Source organism: Klebsiella sp. 141240 (genome assembly GCF_050600805.1).
GTDB lineage: Bacteria > Pseudomonadota > Gammaproteobacteria > Enterobacterales > Enterobacteriaceae > Klebsiella > Klebsiella aerogenes.
Genome location: NZ_JAQIRK010000002.1, coordinates 417,229 through 436,261 on the forward strand (window position 1 = coordinate 417,229; position 19,033 = coordinate 436,261).

Here is a 19,033-nt window from a genome sequence, read left to right on the forward strand (position 1 = left end):
GGGGCGGCAGGCGCTATGGCGTAAAGCTAAAGAGGGGTTTAGTAAGTGTAAAGACTGGCGCCCGGCCAGCAGCCAGTTTCCACAAGCTGACGCATGACTTTGGTCAATATCACGCGCGCGGCAAGGCCTGCCGGGGTGAGTTCATCATCTGAGAGACTGACCAGAAAATTAGGTCGGCTAAGTACTGGATTGTCGACGCCGATCACTCTTAGCGCCTCGCTGTCGAGATGAGAAATCGCCGCGCCCGGCTGCAGCGTGGCGCCGAGGCCATCACGGACGGCCCGCATCAGCAGGGCCAGGCCATCGATTTCAGCTACCACGTCAACGTTGATGGCGTGCTCCTGGCAAATAGCGTCCAGCCTGCCGCGCAGGCCATGCCCCTGGCTTGGCATAATCAGCGGGATGGCGGCCAGTTGGTTCGGGGAGATGCTATCGCCGGGCAGCGGCGCCAGCACGTCATGGGCGCCAATGAGAAACAGACGCTCTTCGAGAATGGGTCTGGCGCTCCAGCGCAGGATCTTCTCTTTCTGGAAAACGATGGCTAAATCGAGCTGGCGGGTATTGATCATCCGTTCCAGATTGCCGGAGAGGCTCTCCACCAGGTGCAGGCGGACGTCGGCGTAGCTTTCGCGCATGGCGTTGATAAAAGGTACGCCAAGTACAGAAGCGGTGCTGGGCGCCATACCGACGCTGACGTGACCGGAAAGGCGTGCTTCACGCGCGGCGAGAATGGCATCGTCAGCATGGCGCAGCGCCAGTTGCGCCTGTGAGTAAAAGGCCAGCCCGGCGCTGGTGGGCATTACGCCACGCGAAGTCCGTTGCAGCAGGCGGATAGCGAGTTCATTTTCCAGACGCGCCATTTGCTGGCTGAGCGCAGAGACGCCAATATTCAGATCGAGCGCGGCGCGGCCCATACTGCCGGTTTCCACGATGCGGACAAAATAGCGTAGCTGGCGCAGCTCCATAGTGACTCTCCGTACAAGGCGATAGGCTCTGACAGAATACGCATTCAGGCGGATTTCGCCCATAAAAAAAGCCAACCTTCAGGTTGGCTTTTTACGACAAACGAGACGGGAAATTATTTATTCACCGCATCGTGGGCATGTTCATCTTCGCGGCAGTCGCCTTCCGCACAGTGGCCGTACAGGTACAGGCTGTGGTTAGTTAAGCGGATGCCGTGTTGCGCAGCAATTTCACGTTGGCGGGATTCGATAGAATCATCGCTGAACTCGATCACTTTGCCGCAGTCGAGGCAAATCAGGTGATCGTGGTGGTGCTGCTGAGTCAGCTCGAATACGGATTTACCGCCTTCGAAGTTGTGACGAGTCACGATGCCTGCATCGTCGAACTGGTTCAGCACGCGGTAAACGGTAGCCAGACCAATCTCTTCACCCATATCGATCAGGCGTTTATATAAATCTTCCGCACTGACGTGATGGTTATCCGGTTCCTGCAACACTTCCAGAATTTTCAGTCGGGGAAGTGTGACTTTCAGGCCAGCCTTCTTTAATGCGATATTGTTGTCAGTCATGCGGAATCTGTCCTGTTGCTAAAGATCGGCTTCCTTCAAAGGGAAGCAATACAGAGAATCACCCGATGTAATGCGTCTCATTATAGAGCTGCTACTCTGAAATGAAAACTGCAAGCATCGCGCCTTGTAAGCTGTCAAAAACGAATTACCAGCTACAAACTGTGTCACGTGACCTCGTGGAATCAGAGGACATTGTACAGATATGTGATGAAAAGTTAAAAACTTGTAGCTATTAGTTTGATTGCTTTTATCTATTAATTCAGCGCAGCTTAATAGCTGCGCCGTTTGATTATTAGGCGTTTTTGATTTCTTCCAGATGCAGCTCTTCGGAAATCTGCTTCACCCACTTCTCAACGCGCTCGTTGGTCAGTTCCGGCTGACGGTCTTCATCAATCGCCAGACCTACGAAGTGATCGTCGTCCGCCAGGCCTTTCGACGCTTCAAAGTGGTAACCCGCGGTCGGCCAGTGGCCAACGATGGTTGCGCCGCGCGGTTCAATGATGTCACGAATGGTGCCCAGCGCATCGCAGAAGTATTCTGCGTAATCTTCCTGGTCGCCGCAGCCAAAGACGGCTACCAGCTTACCGTTGAAGTCGATCTCTTCCAGCGTCGGGAAGAAGTCGTCCCAGTCGCACTGCGCTTCGCCGTAGTACCAGGTTGGGATGCCGAGCAGCAGAATATCGTGGCTTTCCAGATCTTCTTTGCTGCTCTTGGCAATGTCGTGAACTTCAGCAACGTCTTTACCGAGCTGCTTTTGGATCATTTTTGCAATATTTTCGGTGTTGCCGGTGTCGCTGCCAAAAAAGATGCCGATGATTGCCATGAGTAAAATAACCTCTTGAAACTTAATGATGTGGTAGTGGCATTATGCCTACAGTTAACGGCAATCATAGCAGAACAGGGAAGGGCGCGGAAACAGCAATAACGTCCTGGTGCACACTCTGCTACATGAAAGCGATTTTTTTGCGTTTTTCAGACTTCGCCCTGGTTACGCAGGCAGGCCAGTTGGTGCATCAGCATCTCTTCGATAAGATCGCTGCGGCTCATGTTGCGGGCTTCCGCCAGCTCATTAAGCGCGTCGACCGCATCGGCGTTGAGCTTCAACTCAACGCGCTTCAAGCCGCGAACCTTATCGCGTTTGAGCTGATTGCGTTTGTTGATGCGCAGTTGTTCATCGCGCGAAAGCGGATTGGTTTTCGGTCTACCCGGGCGACGCTCATTTGCGAACAAATCTAATGTCGTTCGGTCCGTTTGTTCTTTTGCCATGATTCAGAGTGACTTCGGGGAAACAAGCTGCCGGGCTATAGCCGGCGCAGATAGCGCGCCATAATACATCAGGCGAACCGCTGCGCCAACGACCGCGGGCATTATGCCGCGCGGTCGGGCGTTTTTTAGCCACTCAGGCTTCAATTGTGCTCAGATAACGGCGAATTGCGCGTAAAACCGCCTCGGGTTTTTCCGCATGCACCCAGTGTCCGGCGCCGGCAATGACGTGGGCGCGGGCCTGCGGGAACTGCGCCAGCAGCGCGTCGCGGTATTCATCGGTGACATAAGGGGAGTTGCCGCCGGGAATAAATTGCGCCGGGTGCGGCCAGGCTGGCACGGTTTCCCAGCCGACAATATGCGGGTATTGATCCCACAGCGCCGGCACGTTGAAGCGCCACGCGCCGTCGACAAAGGATTTCAGCAGAAACTGAATGACGCCTTCTTCCTTTATATGCTCGCGCATCACCTGCGCCGCCTGCTGGCGGGTGCTGGCGGCGGATTCGCTGACCGCGTTAATCGCCGCGAAGATCTCATCATGACGGCGGACGTGATAAGCCACCGGCGCAATATCAATCGCCACCAGCCCGGCGATGCGATCCGGCGCCAGCGCGGTCAGCGCCATCACCGCTTTGCCGCCCATTGAATGGCCGATAAAGGTCGCTTTCTCTATCTGATGATCGTCAAGAGTATCCAGCAGATCCTGCGCCATCGCGCGGTAGGTCATCTCCGGCGAACGCGGGGATAAACCGTGGTTTCGCATATCGACCTGCAATATATCGTAGTCGGCGACCAGATCGCGGGCGAGGATCCCAAGATTGTCCAGGCTGCCGAACAGGCCATGTACCAGGACGATTGGGGATTTATTGTGCGGGTTTTGTGCAGATTGCGCTCGGCTATTTAATTTCATGGCAAAGTTCTTTTTTTCGCTCCGTCGGGTTAGGGTATTATGTTGGACATTCTGCCATTAGGCTGCAAGACCCGGAAGCATTCTGAGTTTTAACGCCATCCTGGTTTGACGCTATTCGCGGTTGGGATTTGTCCTCTATCTGCTGCCTGTTGCGCTGCGGCGTGAAAGACAAAGGATAGTTAATCCCGACGACTTGTATTCAGAAACAAAGAAATCGCACTGGATTAAGATGAAAACAATCGAAGTTGATGATGAGCTCTACCGCTATATTGCCAGCCACACTCAGCATATTGGCGAGAGCGCATCCGACATTTTACGGCGCATGCTGAAATTTTCCGCCGTTTCTCAGCCTGCATCTGGCGCGCCAGCGGCGAAAGCCGCGCCGACGGCTGCTCCTGCGGCGGCGCCAGCCGTCGAAGCGAAGCCGGCCAACCCGGTTAAAGATAAAGTCCGCGCGATGCGCGAGCTGCTGTTATCTGACGAATACGCTGAACAAAAGCGCGCGGTTAACCGCTTCATGCTGGTGTTGACTACGCTTTACTCGTTAGACAGTAAGGCATTTTCAGAAGCCACTGAGTCTCTGCACGGACGCACCCGCGTATACTTCGCCGAAGACTCACGGACGCTGCTGAAAAGCGGTAATCAGACCAAACCGAAACAGGTTCCTGGTACGCCGTGGTGGGTTATCACCAATACTAATACCGGCCGTAAATGCAGCATGATCGAACACATCATGCAATCAATGCAGTTCCCTGCGGAGCTCATTGAAAAGGTTTGCGGCACGATCTAGTTAATTAAACTTTGCACCAGAAGGATCAGGCAATGGCAATCGATAAACGTGCGGGTCAGCCGGCACAACAGAGTGATTTGATTAACGTCGCCCAGCTGACCGCTCAGTACTATGTGCTGAAGCCGGAAGCGGGCAATGCGGAGCATGCGGTTAAATTCGGCACCTCCGGCCATCGCGGTAGCGCAGGGCGCCACAATTTCAATGAGCAGCATATTCTGGCGATTGCGCAGGCGATTGCGGAAAACCGCGCGAAAAACGGCATCACCGGCCCGTGCTACGTGGGTAAGGATACCCACGCTTTATCCGAACCGGCATTTATTTCCGTGCTGGAAGTGCTGGCGGCGAACGGTGTTGATGTGATCGTTCAGGAAAACAACGGCTTCACCCCGACGCCGGCGGTTTCCAACGCGATTCTGGTGCATAACAAAAAAGGCGGCCCGCTGGCGGATGGTATTGTCATTACCCCGTCGCACAACCCGCCGGAAGATGGCGGTATTAAGTACAACCCGCCAAACGGCGGCCCGGCTGATACTAACGTGACTAAAGTGGTAGAGAACCGCGCTAATGAACTGCTGGCTGCTGGTCTGCAGGGCGTGAAACGTATTTCTCTCGACGCCGCGCTGGCTTCCGGCCACGTGAAAGAGCAGGACCTGGTACAGCCGTTTATTGAAGGGCTGGCGGATATCGTCGATATGGCGGCTATCCAGAAAGCGGGCCTGAAACTGGGCGTCGACCCGCTGGGCGGTTCGGGTATCGAATACTGGAAACGCATCGGCCAGCACTACAAGCTGGATCTGACCATCGTCAACGATCAGGTCGATCAGACGTTCCGCTTTATGCACCTTGATAAAGATGGCGCGATCCGCATGGACTGCTCCTCCGAGTGTGCGATGGCGGGTCTGCTGGCGCTGCGCGATAAGTTCGATCTGGCTTTCGCCAACGATCCGGATTACGACCGTCACGGTATCGTGACCCCGGCTGGCCTGATGAACCCGAACCACTATCTGGCGGTGGCTATCAACTACCTGTTCCAGCATCGTCCGCAGTGGGGCAAAGATGTTGCGGTTGGTAAAACGCTGGTTTCTTCGGCGATGATTGACCGCGTGGTTAACGATCTGGGCCGTAAGCTGGTGGAAGTGCCGGTAGGCTTTAAATGGTTTGTTGACGGTCTGTTCGACGGCAGCTTCGGCTTCGGCGGCGAAGAGAGCGCGGGGGCATCGTTCCTGCGTTTCGACGGCACGCCGTGGTCCACCGATAAAGACGGTATCATCATGTGCCTGCTGGCGGCGGAAATCACCGCGGTGACCGGTAAGAACCCGCAGGAACACTACAACGAGCTGGCGGAACGCTTTGGCGCCCCGAGCTACAACCGTCTGCAGGCATCGGCCACTTCCGCGCAGAAAGCGGCGCTGTCTAAGCTTTCGCCGGAAATGGTGAGCGCCGATACGCTGGCGGGCGATCCGATCACCGCGCGTCTGACCGCGGCGCCGGGCAACGGCGCTTCTATCGGCGGGCTGAAAGTGATGACCGACAACGGCTGGTTCGCGGCCCGTCCGTCAGGCACCGAAGACGCCTACAAAATCTACTGCGAGAGCTTCCTTGGCGAAGAGCATCGCAAGCTAATTGAAAAAGAAGCGGTAGAGATTGTCAGCGAAGTGCTGAAAAACGCCTGATTGTCCTATCTGCATCAGGCCCCCTGCGGGCCTGATTTCTTTCGCAAGGAATGCGATGAAATTACAACGGAAAAACGTATTACTGTTTTGGGGATGGATGGATCTATGTTTCATTCTCGACATAATGTGGTGTAACTTTTCCTTACGCCGAATCCCCATCTATGACGATACCCTGGCATTTGTGCAATTGCTGGACTCTATCGACCCCGCGCTAGCCTGGCAATTCCCGGTAAGCATCTTGCTTGTTCTTAGTATTCCGCTGTCGATGATCCTGTTTTTTAAACAAAGCCGCTATGCCACCGCGGCGATGTGGATACAAGCGCCGTTCCGTTTGTTTTTTGTGATGCCTTCGTTCTACGTTGGGATATGGCTCCTAAACAAAATGCAAATTGGTAATGTCATATTAAATTTATCATTTCTACTGCTTTCTGAAGCGCTAAAAATGTATACCGTGTGGCGGTTCAGGAAATAGCGTCAAGGCATAAAGCGATAGCCAATCCCGGTTTCGGTCAGCAGATGCTGCGGCCGCGCCGGGTCAGCCTCCAGCTTTTGCCGTAAGTGCCCCATATAAATCCGTAAATAGTGACTGTGTTCGACGGCGTTAGGTCCCCATACCTGATTCAGAAGCTGGCGCTGGGTGAGCACTTTGCCCGGATTGTTCAGCAGCGCTGCCAGCAGGCGAAACTCGATGGGCGTCAGGTGAATTTCTTCACTGCCGCGCACGATACGGCGGGCGGGGATGTCGACGCTAATATCGGCAAAACGCACCACCGGCTCATCGGCCTGCGCGCTGCCGTGACGGCGCAGCGCGACGCGTAGCCGCGCCTGCAGTTCGCCTATACCAAACGGTTTACTTAGGTAGTCATCGGCGCCGGCGTCAAGGGCGGCGATCTTGTCATGTTCTTCGCTGCGCGCCGACAGCACGATAATCGGCATCTGGCTCCACTGGCGGACTTCGCGGATAAAATCATTACCGTCGCCGTCCGGCAGGCCAAGATCGAGGATCGCTAAATCCGGTTTGCGGGTGGCGGCTTCGATGAGTCCGCGCTGCAGGGTTTCGGCTTCAAATACGCGCATGCCGTCGGCTTCCAGCGCGGTGCGCAGAAAGCGGCGGATAGCGTGTTCGTCTTCGATGATTAAAACGTTAATCACATTTCCTCGGCTAACTCTTCCAGTTCTGGGGGGGCTTCTCGCGGCAGTGTAACACGGAAACAGGCGCCGCCCTCCGGACGGTTGCTGACGGTAATGCTGCCGTCGTGCACCTCGACAATGGCCTGGCAAATCGCCAGCCCCAGGCCGACGCCGGGGATGGCCGACTCTTTATTACCGCGGGCGAATTTATCAAAGATAGCCTGTTCCTGGCCTGCCGCGATCCCTGGACCATTATCCCAGACTTCGATGATCAACTGTTGCGTATCCGCTTCGGCATGAATGCCAATCTGCGCTTGTGCGCCGGCGTATTTATGCGCGTTCTCCAGCAGGTTGATCAGCACTCGTTCAAACAGCGGGCCGTCAACATGGACCAACAGCAGCGGGTCCGGCAGCGACAGTTGGATGTGCTGGCCGCCAAGCCCAGGCTCCAGCATACGCAGGGCGCTACCGACGATCTCTTCGAGAGTTAACCACTCTTTATGCAAATTAAAACCGCCGGACTGAATACGCGCCATATCCAGTAGATTATTCACCAACCGGGTAGTGTTGAGCACGTGCTGGCGAATTTCGTTGGCCTGCGGCGCGTGCTTCGACCCTTCGCTGGCCAGATCGAGGGTCAGGATCTCCGCCTGGCCGAACAGGACCGTCAGCGGCGTCCGCAGATCGTGAGAGAGGGCGGCCAGCAGTGAGTTGCGCAGGCTTTCGCGTTCGCTGGTCAAGCGCGCCTGCTCTTCGCTGGCGGTCAGGGTCAGGCGCTCAAGCGCGCTGGCCACCAGCAGGGTAAAGGTTTCCAGCAGCCGCTGTTGTTCGGGGATCATCAGCTGGCGCAGATTTTCCGGTTCGACCAGCAGCAGCCCCCAGGTGCGGGCGGCGCTTTGTAGCGGCAGAATTTGATACGGCACGCCGGGGAGAGTGTCGGTACCGGCCCCGGCTGGCTGACCTTTATCGAAACTCCAGCGGGCAATCGCATCATCCCACGAGAAAACGCCGGATTGCTGGGTCATCGGCTGCAACTGCCCGTTCTCATCAGGCAGCAGTAGTTGGCTGCGGGCCTGAAAGGTGGAAGTAATAAAGCGTTCGCTGGTGGCGGCGATATCTTCACGGCTGCGGCCGACCGCCAGCGCTTTTGACATTTCATACAGATGGCGGGTACGCCGCTCGCGATAACGCGCCACCCGCGCCTGGTATCGCATCCCGGCGGTCAGGTTGCCGATCACCAGACCAACGGTCAGCATCACGCCGAACGTCAGCAGGTACTGAACGTCGGAAACCGCCAGCGTACCGCGTGGGGCGACAAAAAAGAGATCGAAGCTAATCACGTTGATAAAGGTCGCCAGCACCGATGGCCAGCGGCCATACAGCAGGGCGATTATCACCACGCCAAGTAGATAGAGCATCACCAGGTTGGCGGCTTCAAAGGCCATCAGCCACTGCATGGCGACTACGGTGATAATGGCGCACAGCGCCACGGCCAACAGACAACCCTTCAACTGTTGGCGCCATTTATCAATAGCCGTACGATTGTCATTTGCACGGGCGGGCAGGGAGGCCGGTTTTTCATCCAGCGCGATCACCACCAGATCGAGGTCCGGGGCGCGACGCGCCAGACGGTCGGCAAACCCGGCTCGTTCCCACCAGCGGCGCTCTCCCTGGCGACCAATCACAATTTTGCCGAGGTTGTGCTCGCGAGCGTAATGCAGCACCGCTTTTTCTTCCGATGGGTCGGAGAGCGTCGCGGTTTCGGCGCCTAACTCTTGCGCTAGCTTCAGCGCGGCGAGGATCGCCCGCCGCCTGGCCTCCGGCAGTCGGTGCAGCGCGGGCGTTTCTACATAGACCGCGTGCCAGACGCTACCGAGCCTGGCCGCCAGCCGGGCGGCGGCGCGAACCAGTTTTTCGCTGCCGGTGTTGTGGCCGATGCACAGCAGAATGGCGTCGCGGGTGTGCCAGACTTTTTCCTGCCCCTGGCGGTCGCGCCAGGCGCGCATTTGTTCGTCTACCCGGTCGGCGGTACGGCGCAGCGCCAGCTCGCGCAGGGCGATCAGATTACCTTTGCGGAAGAAGTTTTCGATGGCGCGTTCGGCCTGGCCGCCAATGTACACCTTGCCCTCATTCAGGCGCTGGCGCAGATCGTCCGGCGGTAAATCCACCAGAACTACATCATCGGCGGCGTCGAAGAAGGGGTCGGGGACGGTCTCGCGCACCTGCACGCCGGTAATACCGCTGACCACGTCATTGAGGCTTTCAAGATGCTGGACGTTGACGGTGGTGAAGACGTCGATACCGGCTTCGAGCAGTTCTTCGACGTCCTGCCAGCGCTTCGGGTGGCGCGAACCCGGCGCGTTGCTATGCGCCAGTTCGTCCACCAGGATCAGCGCCGGGCGGCGGGCCAGCGCGGCATCAAGATCAAACTCATGAACGTAGCGTCCGCGGTGGGAAATGCGCTTTTGCGGGAGGGTGCTAAGCCCCTCCAACATGGCGGCGGTATCTTTGCGGCCGTGGGTTTCCGCCACGCCGATCAGAATATCCAGCCCCTGAGCGCGCAGCCGCTGCGCTTCCGCCAGCATTGCCCAGGTCTTACCCACCCCGGCGCAGGCGCCGAAAAACACCTTCAGCTTGCCGCGATGCGGCGCAGCGGTTTGTTGCAGCAGACGGTCGGGGTCCGGACGCAGCGGCTCGTCACTCATTGATTAATCCTTTAGGGCATCCAGCGCCATGTTCAGTTGCAGTATATTTACCACAGGTTGACCGAGAAAACTGAGCAACGGTTTTTGCGTCGCCTGGTCCACTAACTGTTTCACCTGCGCATCGCTGAGGTTGCGCGCTTTAGCGACGCGCGGTACCTGCCACAGCGCCGCGGTTGGGGTCAGGTTATTATCCAGTCCGCTGGCCGACGCGGTAACCAACTCGACCGGCACCGTCGGGCTCGCTTGCGGGTTAGCGGCGCGTAATGCCTGTACCCGTTCGCTTATCGCTTTATCCAGCGCCGGATTGCTGACCGCCAGATTACTGCCGCCGGAGGCCAGCGGATTATCCGCCACCTCTGCCGTCGCGGAAGGGCGGCCGTGGAAATAACCGGCGGCGGTAAAGTTCTGCCCGATCAGAGCGGAGCCGCGCACCTCGCCGTCGAGATGGATCAGCGAGCCGTTAGCCTGCTGCGGGAACCACCACTGCCCTAAGGCGGTAGTCAGTAACGGATACAGGCCGCCGGTGAGCAGGGTTAACAGAATAAATAGCACAAGTGCCGGACGAATCAATGACATGGTAATATCCTCACACCAGACCGGTCAGGGTCAGCAACAGGTCGATAGCTTTAATACCGACAAACGGCACGATCAGCCCGCCGAGGCCGTAAACCCACAGGTTGCGGCGCAGCATCGCCGATGCCGACAGCGGACGATAGCTCACGCCCTTCAGCGCTAAAGGGATCAGGCAGACGATAATCAGGGCGTTAAAAATAACCGCGCTCATGATCGCCGAAGAGGGCGAGTGCAGATGCATCACGTTCAGCATCGCCAGCTGCGGATAGGCGGCGGCGAAGGCGGCCGGAATAATCGCGAAATACTTGGCGACGTCATTGGCGATACTGAATGTGGTTAACGACCCTCGGGTCATCAGCATCTGTTTACCGATATGCACCACTTCAATCAGCTTGGTCGGGTTCGAGTCGAGATCCACCATATTGCCCGCCTCTTTCGCTGCCTGGGTGCCGGAGTTCATCGCGACCGCAACATCAGCCTGCGCCAGCGCCGGGGCGTCGTTGGTACCGTCACCGGTCATCGCCACCAGCCGTCCTTCCGACTGATACTGGCGAATCAGCGCCAGCTTGGCTTCCGGCGTCGCTTCGGCAAGAAAATCATCAACCCCCGCTTCGGCGGCGATGGCGGCGGCGGTCAGACGGTTATCACCGGTGATCATCACCGTCTTAATGCCCATTTTGCGCAGCTGGGCGAAACGCTCTTTAATGCCGCCTTTGACGATATCTTTGAGCGAAATAATCCCCAGCACGCGTTCGCCCTCGGCGACGACCAGCGGCGTGGCCCCCTGGCGGGCGACCTCTTCTACCTGCTTATCGACATCGGCCGGGAAGTGGCCGCCGTTAGCTTCGATATGGCGGCGAATCGCGTCCACCGATCCTTTACGGATCATGCGTTGGTCGATGTTAATACCGCTCATACGGGTCTGGGCAGTGAAGGGGACAAATGTGGCGTGCAGCGACTGCAGATCGCGTTCGCGCAGATTAAAGCGCTGTTTCGCCAGCACCACGATGCTGCGGCCTTCTGGCGTTTCATCCGCCAGCGACGATAGCTGGGCGGCATCGGCCAGCACGCGCTCTTCGACGCCGCGAGCCGGCAGAAACGCTGAGGCCTGACGGTTGCCGAGGGTGATGGTGCCGGTTTTATCCAGCAGCAGTACGTCGACATCGCCGGCGGCTTCCACCGCGCGCCCGCTGGTGGCGATAACGTTGGCGCCGAGCATCCGGCTCATCCCGGCGACGCCGATAGCGGAGAGCAGGCCGCCGATGGTGGTTGGGATAAGGCATACCAGTAGCGCCACCAGTACGGTCACGCTAACCGCATTACCGCTCCACGCCGAGAAGGGCCAGATGGTGGCGGTGGCCAGCAGGAACACCAGCGTCAGGGCGATCAACAGGATCGTCAATGCGATTTCGTTCGGCGTTTTACGGCGCTGCGCGCCTTCAACCATGGCGATCATCCGGTCGAGGAAGGTTTCACCCGGATTGACGCTGCAGCGGATCACCAGCCAGTCAGAGAGGATCCGGGTGCCGCCGGTGACCGAGGCGAAATCGCCGCCGGACTCGCGGATAACCGGCGCGGATTCCCCGGTGATGGCGCTTTCATCTACCGAAGCGCCGCCTTCGATCACTTCGCCGTCGCAGGGGATAATGTCGCCGGCTTCCACCAGTACGATATCGCCTTTGCGTAACTCTTCCGCCGGGACGTGATCCACCGGGGCATCGTGCTGCGGCGCGCGCAGCTTACGGGCGAAAGCGGTTTTTTTCACCCCTTTCAGGCTGTTGGCCTGCGCTTTGCTTCGTCCTTCGGCCATCGCTTCGGCGAAGTTGGCGAACAGCACGGTAAAGCACAACCACAGACTCACGGCTGCGGTAAAGCCGGCGTGACCCGTAAGATATCCCCCGGCCATGGCCATCGCCAGCAGGGTGGTCAGCACGCTGCCAATCCAGACGATAAACATCACCGGGTTACGCCACTGCACCGAAGGGCTGAGTTTTTTCACGGCATCCAGCAGCGCCTGACGCACCAGCGTCGGCTCCAGCAGGGCTAATTGTTTGCGACTCATAACAGGCTGCTCCGCATCGCTTAAAGTAAAGAGAAATGTTCCGCCACCGGGCCGAGCGCCAGTGCGGGGATAAAGGTGAGGGCGCCGACCAGCAGGACGGTACCGATCAGCAGGCCGATAAACAGCGCATCGTGGGTGGCGAGCGTGCCGGAACTGGCGGGCTGAATTTTCTTGTTCACCAGCGACCCGGCAATCGCCATCACCGGGACGATCACCCCGAAGCGGCCCACCAGCATGCAGAACGCCAGCAGCAGGTTCCAGAAGGTCGTGCCGGCGCTTAAGCCGCCGAAGGCGCTGCCGTTGTTGTTGGCCGCCGAGGTGACCGCGTACAACACTTCGCTAAAGCCGTGCGGGCCCGGATTCAACATGGCGCTGCGACCGGCTTCGGTCATCATCGCCAACGCGGTGCCGAGCAGTACCAGCGTTGGGGTCACCAGAATCGCCAGCGCGATCATTTTCATTTCGCGCACGTCGATTTTCTTGCCGAGATATTCCGGCGTGCGGCCAATCATCAGCCCGGCGATAAATACCGCCAGCATGACGAACAGCAGCATGCCGTACAGCCCGGAGCCCACGCCGCCGAAGACCACCTCGCCAATTTGCATCAGCCACATCGGCACCATGCCGCCCAGCGCGGTGAAGGAATCATGCATCGCGTTGACCGCGCCGCAGGAGGCGGCGGTGGTGACTACCGCAAACAGGCTACTGGCGAGAATGCCAAAGCGGCTCTCTTTCCCTTCCATATTCAGGCTGCTGTCGGCGCCAAGGCTGAGCAGGTGCGGATTTCCGCGAGTTTCCGCCCACATCACCACCGCCACGCAGACCACGAAAATCAGCGCCATTGCCCACAGGATGGCGCGTCCCTGACGGCGATCGCCGACCGCTTCGCCAAAGGCAAAACACAGCGCCGCCGGGATCAGGAAGATCGCCAGCATCTGCACCAGGTTGGTTAACGCCGTCGGGTTCTCAAACGGATGCGATGAGTTGGCGTTAAAGAAGCCGCCGCCGTTGGTACCGAGCATTTTGATCGCTTCCTGCGAGGCGACCGGTCCCATCGGCAGCCACTGGCGAACGCCTTCCAGGCTGGTGAACGGCTGATAAGCCTGCAGGTTCTGCGGCACGCCCTGTTGCACAAAGAACAGCGCGATCAGCAGAGAAAGAGGCAGTAGCAGCCACAGCGTAATGCGGGTCAGGTCGACCCAGGCGTTGCCGAGGGTGCTGACTTTCTGTCGCGCCCAGGCGCGGGTCAGCACGAAGATAACCGCAATACCGGTCGCGGCCGACAGGAAGTTTTGCACCGCCAGACCTACCATCTGGCTGAGATAGCTCATGGTGGTTTCCCCGGCGTAGGCCTGCCAGTTGGTGTTGCTGACGAAGCTTACCGCGGTATTCAACGCTAAATCCCATGACAGGTTGGGGAAGTGCTGCGGATTGAACGGCAGCCAACCCTGACACATCAGCAGCGTCATCAGCGCCGCGAGACCAATCGCGTTAAACAGCACAATGGCGATCAAGTACTGCCGCCAGTCCATCTCCTGGCTGCGAATCCCCGCCAGCCGCCATATACCGCGCTCAACGCCGGCAAGCCCCGGGAGCGGGAGGTCGTTGATCATTCGCGCCAGCAGCGAACCGAGCGGCCGCGCCAGTACCAGCAGTACCAGCAGGAAGCTGGCGATAAGTAAGAACCCTTGCGCGGCCATCAGAACGCCTCCGCATGTATCAGGGCATAGACCAGATACGCCAGCAGCAGGAATACCAGCGTTACGCCGGCAATGATGCCTGTAGTCACTTTCCACCTCCGGGTGTGTCTCTTATTGATATACCGAGAGGGTAGAAATTTCGGCGCAAAGATTTCGCAAAAATCGCCGCGGGCGGTGTAAAAAAAGTATAAAAATGGCTAAAGGCACAATTTAACTAATGGTTAGTATTAATTTAACTTTTTTGTAACTCAGTTACGCCGTGAATGTAAATTAAGTATAAATAAGTGCTTTTTAGTGGTCGGATGAGTAGTAAAATTACAACCAGCGCGGTATTATTTGTGCAGACAAACATTGTGACATTTACCGGCGCTGCTTGCCGGCCTGACAAAGGGGAGAGAAATTATGGCGTTGTACAAAGCTTATCCTGCTCACATTATCCTGATGCGTCGCGCTTTCGCCGTCGTGGCCGGGGTTGCTGCGCTGCCGGTGATGCTGTTCTGGAAAGATCGCGCCCGTTACTACAGCTGGCTGCATCGCGTATGGGCGAAAACCAGTGAACAGCCGGTATGGATGGCGCAGGCGGAAAAAGCCGCGCACGACTTCTACTAATCCGCGCTGCTGCGACGAATATAAAAACCGCCGGTTGACGACCGGCGGTTTTTTTTCGTCCGCTGTCTACACTTAGCTTTCACGCGCCGTGGCAGAATTGGCAGGTGCTTATTTTGTCGCAGCGCGCTATTTTGCCGGCCTGAGTGATGAGTTTTGCTTACGGAGAGTGAGGAGTTTTATGGCCACCCATCTGGTCTGGTTTCGCATGGATTTACGCCTACACGATAATCTGGCGCTGGCCGCCGCCTGCCGCGACCCGCAGGCGCGGGTGCTGGCGCTCTATATCGCCACGCCAGAGCAGTGGCGCCAGCATCATATGGCGCCGCGCCAGGCGGCCTTTATCGCCAGCCATTTACGCAGCCTGCACGCGGCATTAGCGGAACGCGGTATTCCGCTGCTGGTAGAAGAGGCGGACGATTTCGCCGCCAGCATCGAGTTGCTGACGCGCTTCTGTAAACAGCACCAGGTGAGCCATCTATTTTATAACTATCAGTATGAGTTTAATGAGCGCCGGCGCGACGCCGACGTCGAGAAAACCCTGACAGAAGTTACCTGCCAGGGGTTTGACGACAGCGTACTGTTGCCGCCGGGCAGCGTGATGACCGGCAACCGTGAGATGTATAAAGTCTTTACGCCGTTTAAAAATGCGTTTATCCGCCGCCTGCGTGAAGGGCTGCCGGAGTGCGTGGCGGCGCCGAAACCACGCCAGTCAGCCGCCGGGCAGGCGCCGCCCCTGCCTGAGATCAACTATCCACAAACGGCATTTGACACCGAACTGTTCGCGGCAGATGAAAAAACGGCGTTGACTCGATTGCGCGCGTTTTGCCAGCAGCCGGCGGCGGATTACGATCAGCAGCGCGATTTTCCGGCAATAGAAGGAACCAGCAGGCTATCGCCATGTCTCGCGGTAGGCGTACTGTCGCCGCGCCAGTGCCTGCATCGCTTGTTACGGGAGCAGCCCGGCGCGCTGGATGGCGAAGCGGGCGCAAGCTGGCTGAACGAGATTATCTGGCGCGAGTTCTATCGTCATCTGATGGTTTACTACCCGAAACTGTGTAAAGGCCGGCCCTTTGTCGCCTGGACCGACAAGGTCGCCTGGCGCAGCAATGAGGATGAACTGCGGGCCTGGCAACAGGGGCAAACCGGTTTCCCCATCGTCGATGCCGCCATGCGGCAGCTTAACGCCACCGGCTGGATGCACAATCGCCTGCGGATGATTGTCGCCAGCTTCCTGGCGAAAGACCTGCGCCTCGACTGGCGGCACGGAGAGCGCTATTTCATGAGCCAACTGATCGACGGCGATTTGGCGGCCAACAACGGCGGCTGGCAGTGGGCGGCCTCGACCGGTACCGATGCAGCCCCTTATTTTCGTATTTTCAATCCGACGACCCAGGGGGAGAAGTTTGATAAGCAGGGCGAGTTTATTCGCCGCTGGCTGCCGGAACTGGCTGAAGTACCAGAGAAAGCGCTGCATCAGCCGTGGCTGTGGGCGGATAAACAGGGGGTAGCGCTGAGGTATCCGCGCCCGCTGGTTGACCATAAGCAGGCGCGGCTGGAGACGCTGGCGGCCTGGGAAGCCGCCAGATAGTTTTTATTCTACCGCCAGTTGGCGGGTTTTGACCTTCACGGAGTGATACAGCCAGATGACCAGCACCAGGCCGACGCAGGCCAGCGCGCCCCAGGTGATCTGGCTGAAGACGTCGATGTAGGCTTCAATCGAATAGTTAACCGCGCCCGCGGCATCAAACGACGCCTGCGATGTCTGGTCGGCGATGACGCCGGCCAGATAGTTGGCGATCGCCCCGGAAAGCAGCATATAGATACCGGTCAGCACTCCGGTGACGCCGGGGATTTCGATCCGGGTGATTTGCGACATCGCTACCGGGTCGATAAACAGTTCGGCGAAACCCATCACCGCCAGCCCCAGTACCATTAGCGGCATGGAAGAGTGGCCATACGCGGCCGACCAGCGGGCGCTTAAGGTCAGAATGCAGAACCCGGCGCTCATTAGCCCCAGACCGAGGGCGAATTTCCCCCAGATACGCACGGTGCGGTTGCCCTTGATGTTCTCTTTGACCAGCCATGCCAGCACCATACCGCAGAGCATCACCGCGAAGGCGTTAACCGACTGGAACATCGCGGTTGGTACTTCATAGCTCATGACGTGGCGGTTCACGAAACGGTCGATATAGAGGCTGATGGAGCTGCCGCCCTGCTGGGCAAAGGCCCAGAACAGCAGGCTAAAACCGGTGAGGACGATAATCAGACGCAGCTCTTTATGCTGTTTGTCGTTCTCCGCGCGCAGGTAAATACGCGCCAGTACCGCCAGGCCAATCACCGTCGCGACGATCAGCGCATACACCGACCACTCCTGCCAGAACAGCACGGTAATCAACAGCGGCGTCGCCACCAGCAATACCAGCAGCCAGCCCCAGTTCGGCAGGAGGAAGGTCCGGGCGCGCAGCGCCTCGCGGTTAACGCCGGTGGTATGGCGGAAGTGGCGACCGCCGCAGAGGAAGATCACCAGACCGGCAATCATACCGACTGCCGCCAGCGCAAAGCCCATCGCCCAGCTGTACTCTTCCTGCACGTAGCCGCAGGCGATAGGCGCGATGATCGAACCAATATTTCCCGCGGCGTACATCAGCGAGAAGCCGCCATCGCGGCGCGGATCGGTCGGCTCGTACAGTTCGCCAAGCAGGCAGCTGACGTTGGATTTAAACAGCCCGTAACCGCAAACAATAATCGCCAGCGATAAATAGAGGAAGGTGGGGGCGACTTCGCTGGCGCCGAGCACCAGATGGCCGATAGCCATGAGTAGCGCGCCGAGCATCACCGCCATGCGGTTGCCGAGCAGTTTGTCGGCGAGGAAGCCGCCGAGAATAGGGGTGACATAGACCAGGGAGCAGTAGGCGCTAAACAGGGTATAGGCGTGATTATCGTCGTACTTGAGCTGGTTGGTGAGGTACAGGATTAACAGCGCCCGCATGCCGTAAAAACTGAAGTATTCCCAAATTTGCAGCGCAACGACGTAGTAAATCGCCCGTGGCTGTGAAGTTTGTCTGTTCATGTAACGTTCATTTCCTGGCCGTAAAACGAAAGTCGATCTTTCTGCATGAATAGCGTTTGTCTGGTGTTATTCATGGCCTAAATGGCTTTCTGGTTATTTAATATGCTTTATAAGTGCATAAATATACACTAATGCGCGGTGAGGGGAAGAGGCAATTTGGGCGATTATGCGAATGGCTGAAATGGACCCTTTGGCGTCGCTATCGACGACTCGGGCGGATGTGGTTATGTTATAGGTTTGTACAAACTGATTTTCTGATGGAGCGGCAATGAAAAATAGCGAACTGGAACAATTAATTAACGAAAAACTGAATAGCGCGGCCATCAGTGATTACGCCCCGAATGGCCTGCAGGTGGAAGGGCGGGAGACGGTGCGGAAAATCGTCACCGGCGTGACCGCCAGCCAGGCGCTGCTCGATGAAGCCGTGCGTCTGCAGGCGGATGCGGTGATTGTGCATCACGGTTACTTCTGGAAAGGCGAATCGCCGGTGATCCGCGGCATGAAGCGCAATCGCCTGAAAACGCTGTTGGCCAACGATATCAATCTTTATGGCTGGCATTTACCGCTGGATGCGCATCCGGAGCTGGGCAATAACGCCCAACTGGCGCAGCTGCTGGGGATCAATGTGATGGGGGAAATCGAACCATTGGTGCCCTGGGGCGAGCTGTCTATGCCGGTATCCGGGCTGGAACTGGCATCGTGGATTGAAGCGCGATTAGGGCGTAAACCGCTGTGGTGCGGCGATACCGGGCCGGACAAAGTTACCCGCGTCGCCTGGTGTACCGGCGGCGGCCAGAGCTTTATCGATAGCGCGGCCCGCTTTGGCGTCGATGCCTTTATTACCGGTGAAGTGTCTGAGCAGACTATCCATTCCGCTCGTGAGCAGGGGTTGCATTTTTATGCCGCCGGCCATCATGCCACCGAGCGCGGCGGTATTCGCGCCCTGAGCGAGTGGTTGACGGAAAATACCGACCTGGACGTCACCTTTATTGATATCCCTAACCCGGCCTGATGAG

General features: G+C 57.9%; 18 protein-coding genes. 6 read left to right on the top strand and 12 right to left on the bottom strand.

Translation table 11 applies throughout. From position 1 onward, the window contains the following. Positions 1-38: 38 nt before the first annotated feature. From tcuR to ybfF, 5 genes are all read right to left on the bottom strand, one after another. Positions 39-965, bottom strand: a complete 927-nt coding sequence (tcuR, locus tag PGQ95_RS04970; RefSeq protein ID WP_047038231.1) for a tricarballylate utilization LysR family transcriptional regulator TcuR — start codon at positions 963-965, stop codon at positions 39-41. Positions 966-1,078: 113 nt separating this feature from the next. Further along, on the bottom strand, positions 1,079-1,531 hold the full coding sequence (fur, locus tag PGQ95_RS04975; RefSeq protein ID WP_015367698.1) for a ferric iron uptake transcriptional regulator: 453 nt from the start codon (positions 1,529-1,531) through the stop codon (positions 1,079-1,081). 292 nt (positions 1,532-1,823) lie between these two features. Continuing rightward, complete coding sequence (gene fldA, locus PGQ95_RS04980; protein ID WP_015367697.1) at positions 1,824-2,354, bottom strand: flavodoxin FldA; 531 nt, start codon at positions 2,352-2,354, stop codon at positions 1,824-1,826. A gap of 149 nt (positions 2,355-2,503) precedes the next feature. Beyond that, positions 2,504-2,797, bottom strand: coding sequence for a LexA regulated protein (gene ybfE / locus PGQ95_RS04985; RefSeq protein WP_015367696.1), 294 nt, complete (start codon positions 2,795-2,797; stop codon positions 2,504-2,506). Between the two features lie 133 nt (positions 2,798-2,930). Next, complete coding sequence (ybfF, locus tag PGQ95_RS04990; RefSeq protein ID WP_113373861.1) at positions 2,931-3,704, bottom strand: esterase; 774 nt, start codon at positions 3,702-3,704, stop codon at positions 2,931-2,933. 229 nt (positions 3,705-3,933) lie between these two features. Between ybfF and seqA the strand changes: the two genes are divergently transcribed. From seqA to PGQ95_RS05005, 3 genes are read left to right on the top strand one after another with little or no spacing between them, the layout of a single operon-like run. After that, a complete protein-coding gene (seqA, locus tag PGQ95_RS04995) occupies positions 3,934-4,494 on the top strand; it encodes a replication initiation negative regulator SeqA (RefSeq protein WP_213317403.1) in 561 nt (186 codons plus the stop codon). Between the two features lie 32 nt (positions 4,495-4,526). Further along, positions 4,527-6,167 carry a phosphoglucomutase (alpha-D-glucose-1,6-bisphosphate-dependent) gene (gene pgm / locus PGQ95_RS05000; RefSeq protein ID WP_087860223.1) on the top strand — a complete coding sequence of 547 codons (1,641 nt, stop codon included), beginning with the start codon at positions 4,527-4,529 and terminating at the stop codon, positions 6,165-6,167. A gap of 55 nt (positions 6,168-6,222) precedes the next feature. Further along, on the top strand, positions 6,223-6,639 hold the full coding sequence (locus tag PGQ95_RS05005; protein WP_430917154.1) for an arginine:ornithine antiporter: 417 nt from the start codon (positions 6,223-6,225) through the stop codon (positions 6,637-6,639). A 2-nt stretch (positions 6,640-6,641) separates the two neighbouring features. Here PGQ95_RS05005 and kdpE read toward each other — a convergent pair whose 3' ends face one another. From kdpE to kdpF, 6 genes are read right to left on the bottom strand one after another with little or no spacing between them, the layout of a single operon-like run. Next, positions 6,642-7,319, bottom strand: coding sequence for a two-component system response regulator KdpE (gene kdpE, locus PGQ95_RS05010; protein ID WP_101704229.1), 678 nt, complete (start codon positions 7,317-7,319; stop codon positions 6,642-6,644). Continuing rightward, the gene (kdpD, locus tag PGQ95_RS05015; RefSeq protein ID WP_430917156.1) at positions 7,316-10,003 is read right to left on the bottom strand and encodes a two-component system sensor histidine kinase KdpD; all 2,688 of its coding nucleotides are present in this window, start codon (positions 10,001-10,003) and stop codon (positions 7,316-7,318) included. Before kdpD ends, kdpE begins: the two co-directional genes overlap by 4 nt. A gap of 3 nt (positions 10,004-10,006) precedes the next feature. Next, on the bottom strand, positions 10,007-10,579 hold the full coding sequence (gene kdpC / locus PGQ95_RS05020; RefSeq protein ID WP_430917158.1) for a potassium-transporting ATPase subunit KdpC: 573 nt from the start codon (positions 10,577-10,579) through the stop codon (positions 10,007-10,009). 10 nt (positions 10,580-10,589) lie between these two features. Continuing rightward, complete coding sequence (kdpB, locus tag PGQ95_RS05025; RefSeq protein ID WP_430917160.1) at positions 10,590-12,638, bottom strand: potassium-transporting ATPase subunit KdpB; 2,049 nt, start codon at positions 12,636-12,638, stop codon at positions 10,590-10,592. 20 nt (positions 12,639-12,658) lie between these two features. Continuing rightward, positions 12,659-14,338, bottom strand: a complete 1,680-nt coding sequence (gene kdpA / locus PGQ95_RS05030; protein WP_430917162.1) for a potassium-transporting ATPase subunit KdpA — start codon at positions 14,336-14,338, stop codon at positions 12,659-12,661. Beyond that, positions 14,338-14,427, bottom strand: coding sequence for a K(+)-transporting ATPase subunit F (kdpF, locus tag PGQ95_RS05035; RefSeq protein WP_020079348.1), 90 nt, complete (start codon positions 14,425-14,427; stop codon positions 14,338-14,340). Before kdpF ends, kdpA begins: the two co-directional genes overlap by 1 nt. 313 nt (positions 14,428-14,740) lie before the next feature. Between kdpF and PGQ95_RS05040 the strand changes: the two genes are divergently transcribed. Then, a complete protein-coding gene (locus tag PGQ95_RS05040; RefSeq protein ID WP_015367687.1) occupies positions 14,741-14,947 on the top strand; it encodes a DUF2517 family protein in 207 nt (68 codons plus the stop codon). 178 nt (positions 14,948-15,125) lie between these two features. Then, a complete protein-coding gene (gene phrB, locus PGQ95_RS05045; RefSeq protein ID WP_430917164.1) occupies positions 15,126-16,535 on the top strand; it encodes a deoxyribodipyrimidine photo-lyase in 1,410 nt (469 codons plus the stop codon). Between the two features lie 3 nt (positions 16,536-16,538). On the opposite strand, the gene dtpD is transcribed toward phrB, so the two are convergent. Continuing rightward, positions 16,539-18,017, bottom strand: coding sequence for a dipeptide permease DtpD (gene dtpD / locus PGQ95_RS05050; protein WP_430917166.1), 1,479 nt, complete (start codon positions 18,015-18,017; stop codon positions 16,539-16,541). A gap of 268 nt (positions 18,018-18,285) precedes the next feature. Between dtpD and ybgI the strand changes: the two genes are divergently transcribed. Continuing rightward, positions 18,286-19,029, top strand: a complete 744-nt coding sequence (gene ybgI, locus PGQ95_RS05055) for a radiation resistance protein YbgI (RefSeq protein ID WP_032707631.1) — start codon at positions 18,286-18,288, stop codon at positions 19,027-19,029. The last annotated feature ends 4 nt before the right edge of the window (positions 19,030-19,033 follow it).

What these genes read in the sequence shown, in the direction of transcription:
- kdpC (WP_430917158.1), bottom strand. Translation starts at nt 10,579, where the DNA reads ATGTCATTGATTCGTCCGGCACTTGTGCTATTTATTCTGTTAACCCTG.
- fldA (WP_015367697.1), bottom strand. Translation starts at nt 2,354, where the DNA reads ATGGCAATCATCGGCATCTTTTTTGGCAGCGACACCGGCAACACCGAA.
- dtpD (WP_430917166.1), bottom strand. Translation starts at nt 18,017, where the DNA reads ATGAACAGACAAACTTCACAGCCACGGGCGATTTACTACGTCGTTGCG.
- ybgI (WP_032707631.1), top strand. Translation starts at nt 18,286, where the DNA reads ATGAAAAATAGCGAACTGGAACAATTAATTAACGAAAAACTGAATAGC.
- tcuR (WP_047038231.1), bottom strand. Translation starts at nt 965, where the DNA reads ATGGAGCTGCGCCAGCTACGCTATTTTGTCCGCATCGTGGAAACCGGC.
- pgm (WP_087860223.1), top strand. Translation starts at nt 4,527, where the DNA reads ATGGCAATCGATAAACGTGCGGGTCAGCCGGCACAACAGAGTGATTTG.
- PGQ95_RS05005 (WP_430917154.1), top strand. Translation starts at nt 6,223, where the DNA reads ATGAAATTACAACGGAAAAACGTATTACTGTTTTGGGGATGGATGGAT.
- kdpD (WP_430917156.1), bottom strand. Translation starts at nt 10,003, where the DNA reads ATGAGTGACGAGCCGCTGCGTCCGGACCCCGACCGTCTGCTGCAACAA.
- ybfE (WP_015367696.1), bottom strand. Translation starts at nt 2,797, where the DNA reads ATGGCAAAAGAACAAACGGACCGAACGACATTAGATTTGTTCGCAAAT.
- kdpB (WP_430917160.1), bottom strand. Translation starts at nt 12,638, where the DNA reads ATGAGTCGCAAACAATTAGCCCTGCTGGAGCCGACGCTGGTGCGTCAG.
- phrB (WP_430917164.1), top strand. Translation starts at nt 15,126, where the DNA reads ATGGCCACCCATCTGGTCTGGTTTCGCATGGATTTACGCCTACACGAT.
- kdpA (WP_430917162.1), bottom strand. Translation starts at nt 14,338, where the DNA reads ATGGCCGCGCAAGGGTTCTTACTTATCGCCAGCTTCCTGCTGGTACTG.
- seqA (WP_213317403.1), top strand. Translation starts at nt 3,934, where the DNA reads ATGAAAACAATCGAAGTTGATGATGAGCTCTACCGCTATATTGCCAGC.
- fur (WP_015367698.1), bottom strand. Translation starts at nt 1,531, where the DNA reads ATGACTGACAACAATATCGCATTAAAGAAGGCTGGCCTGAAAGTCACA.
- ybfF (WP_113373861.1), bottom strand. Translation starts at nt 3,704, where the DNA reads ATGAAATTAAATAGCCGAGCGCAATCTGCACAAAACCCGCACAATAAA.
- PGQ95_RS05040 (WP_015367687.1), top strand. Translation starts at nt 14,741, where the DNA reads ATGGCGTTGTACAAAGCTTATCCTGCTCACATTATCCTGATGCGTCGC.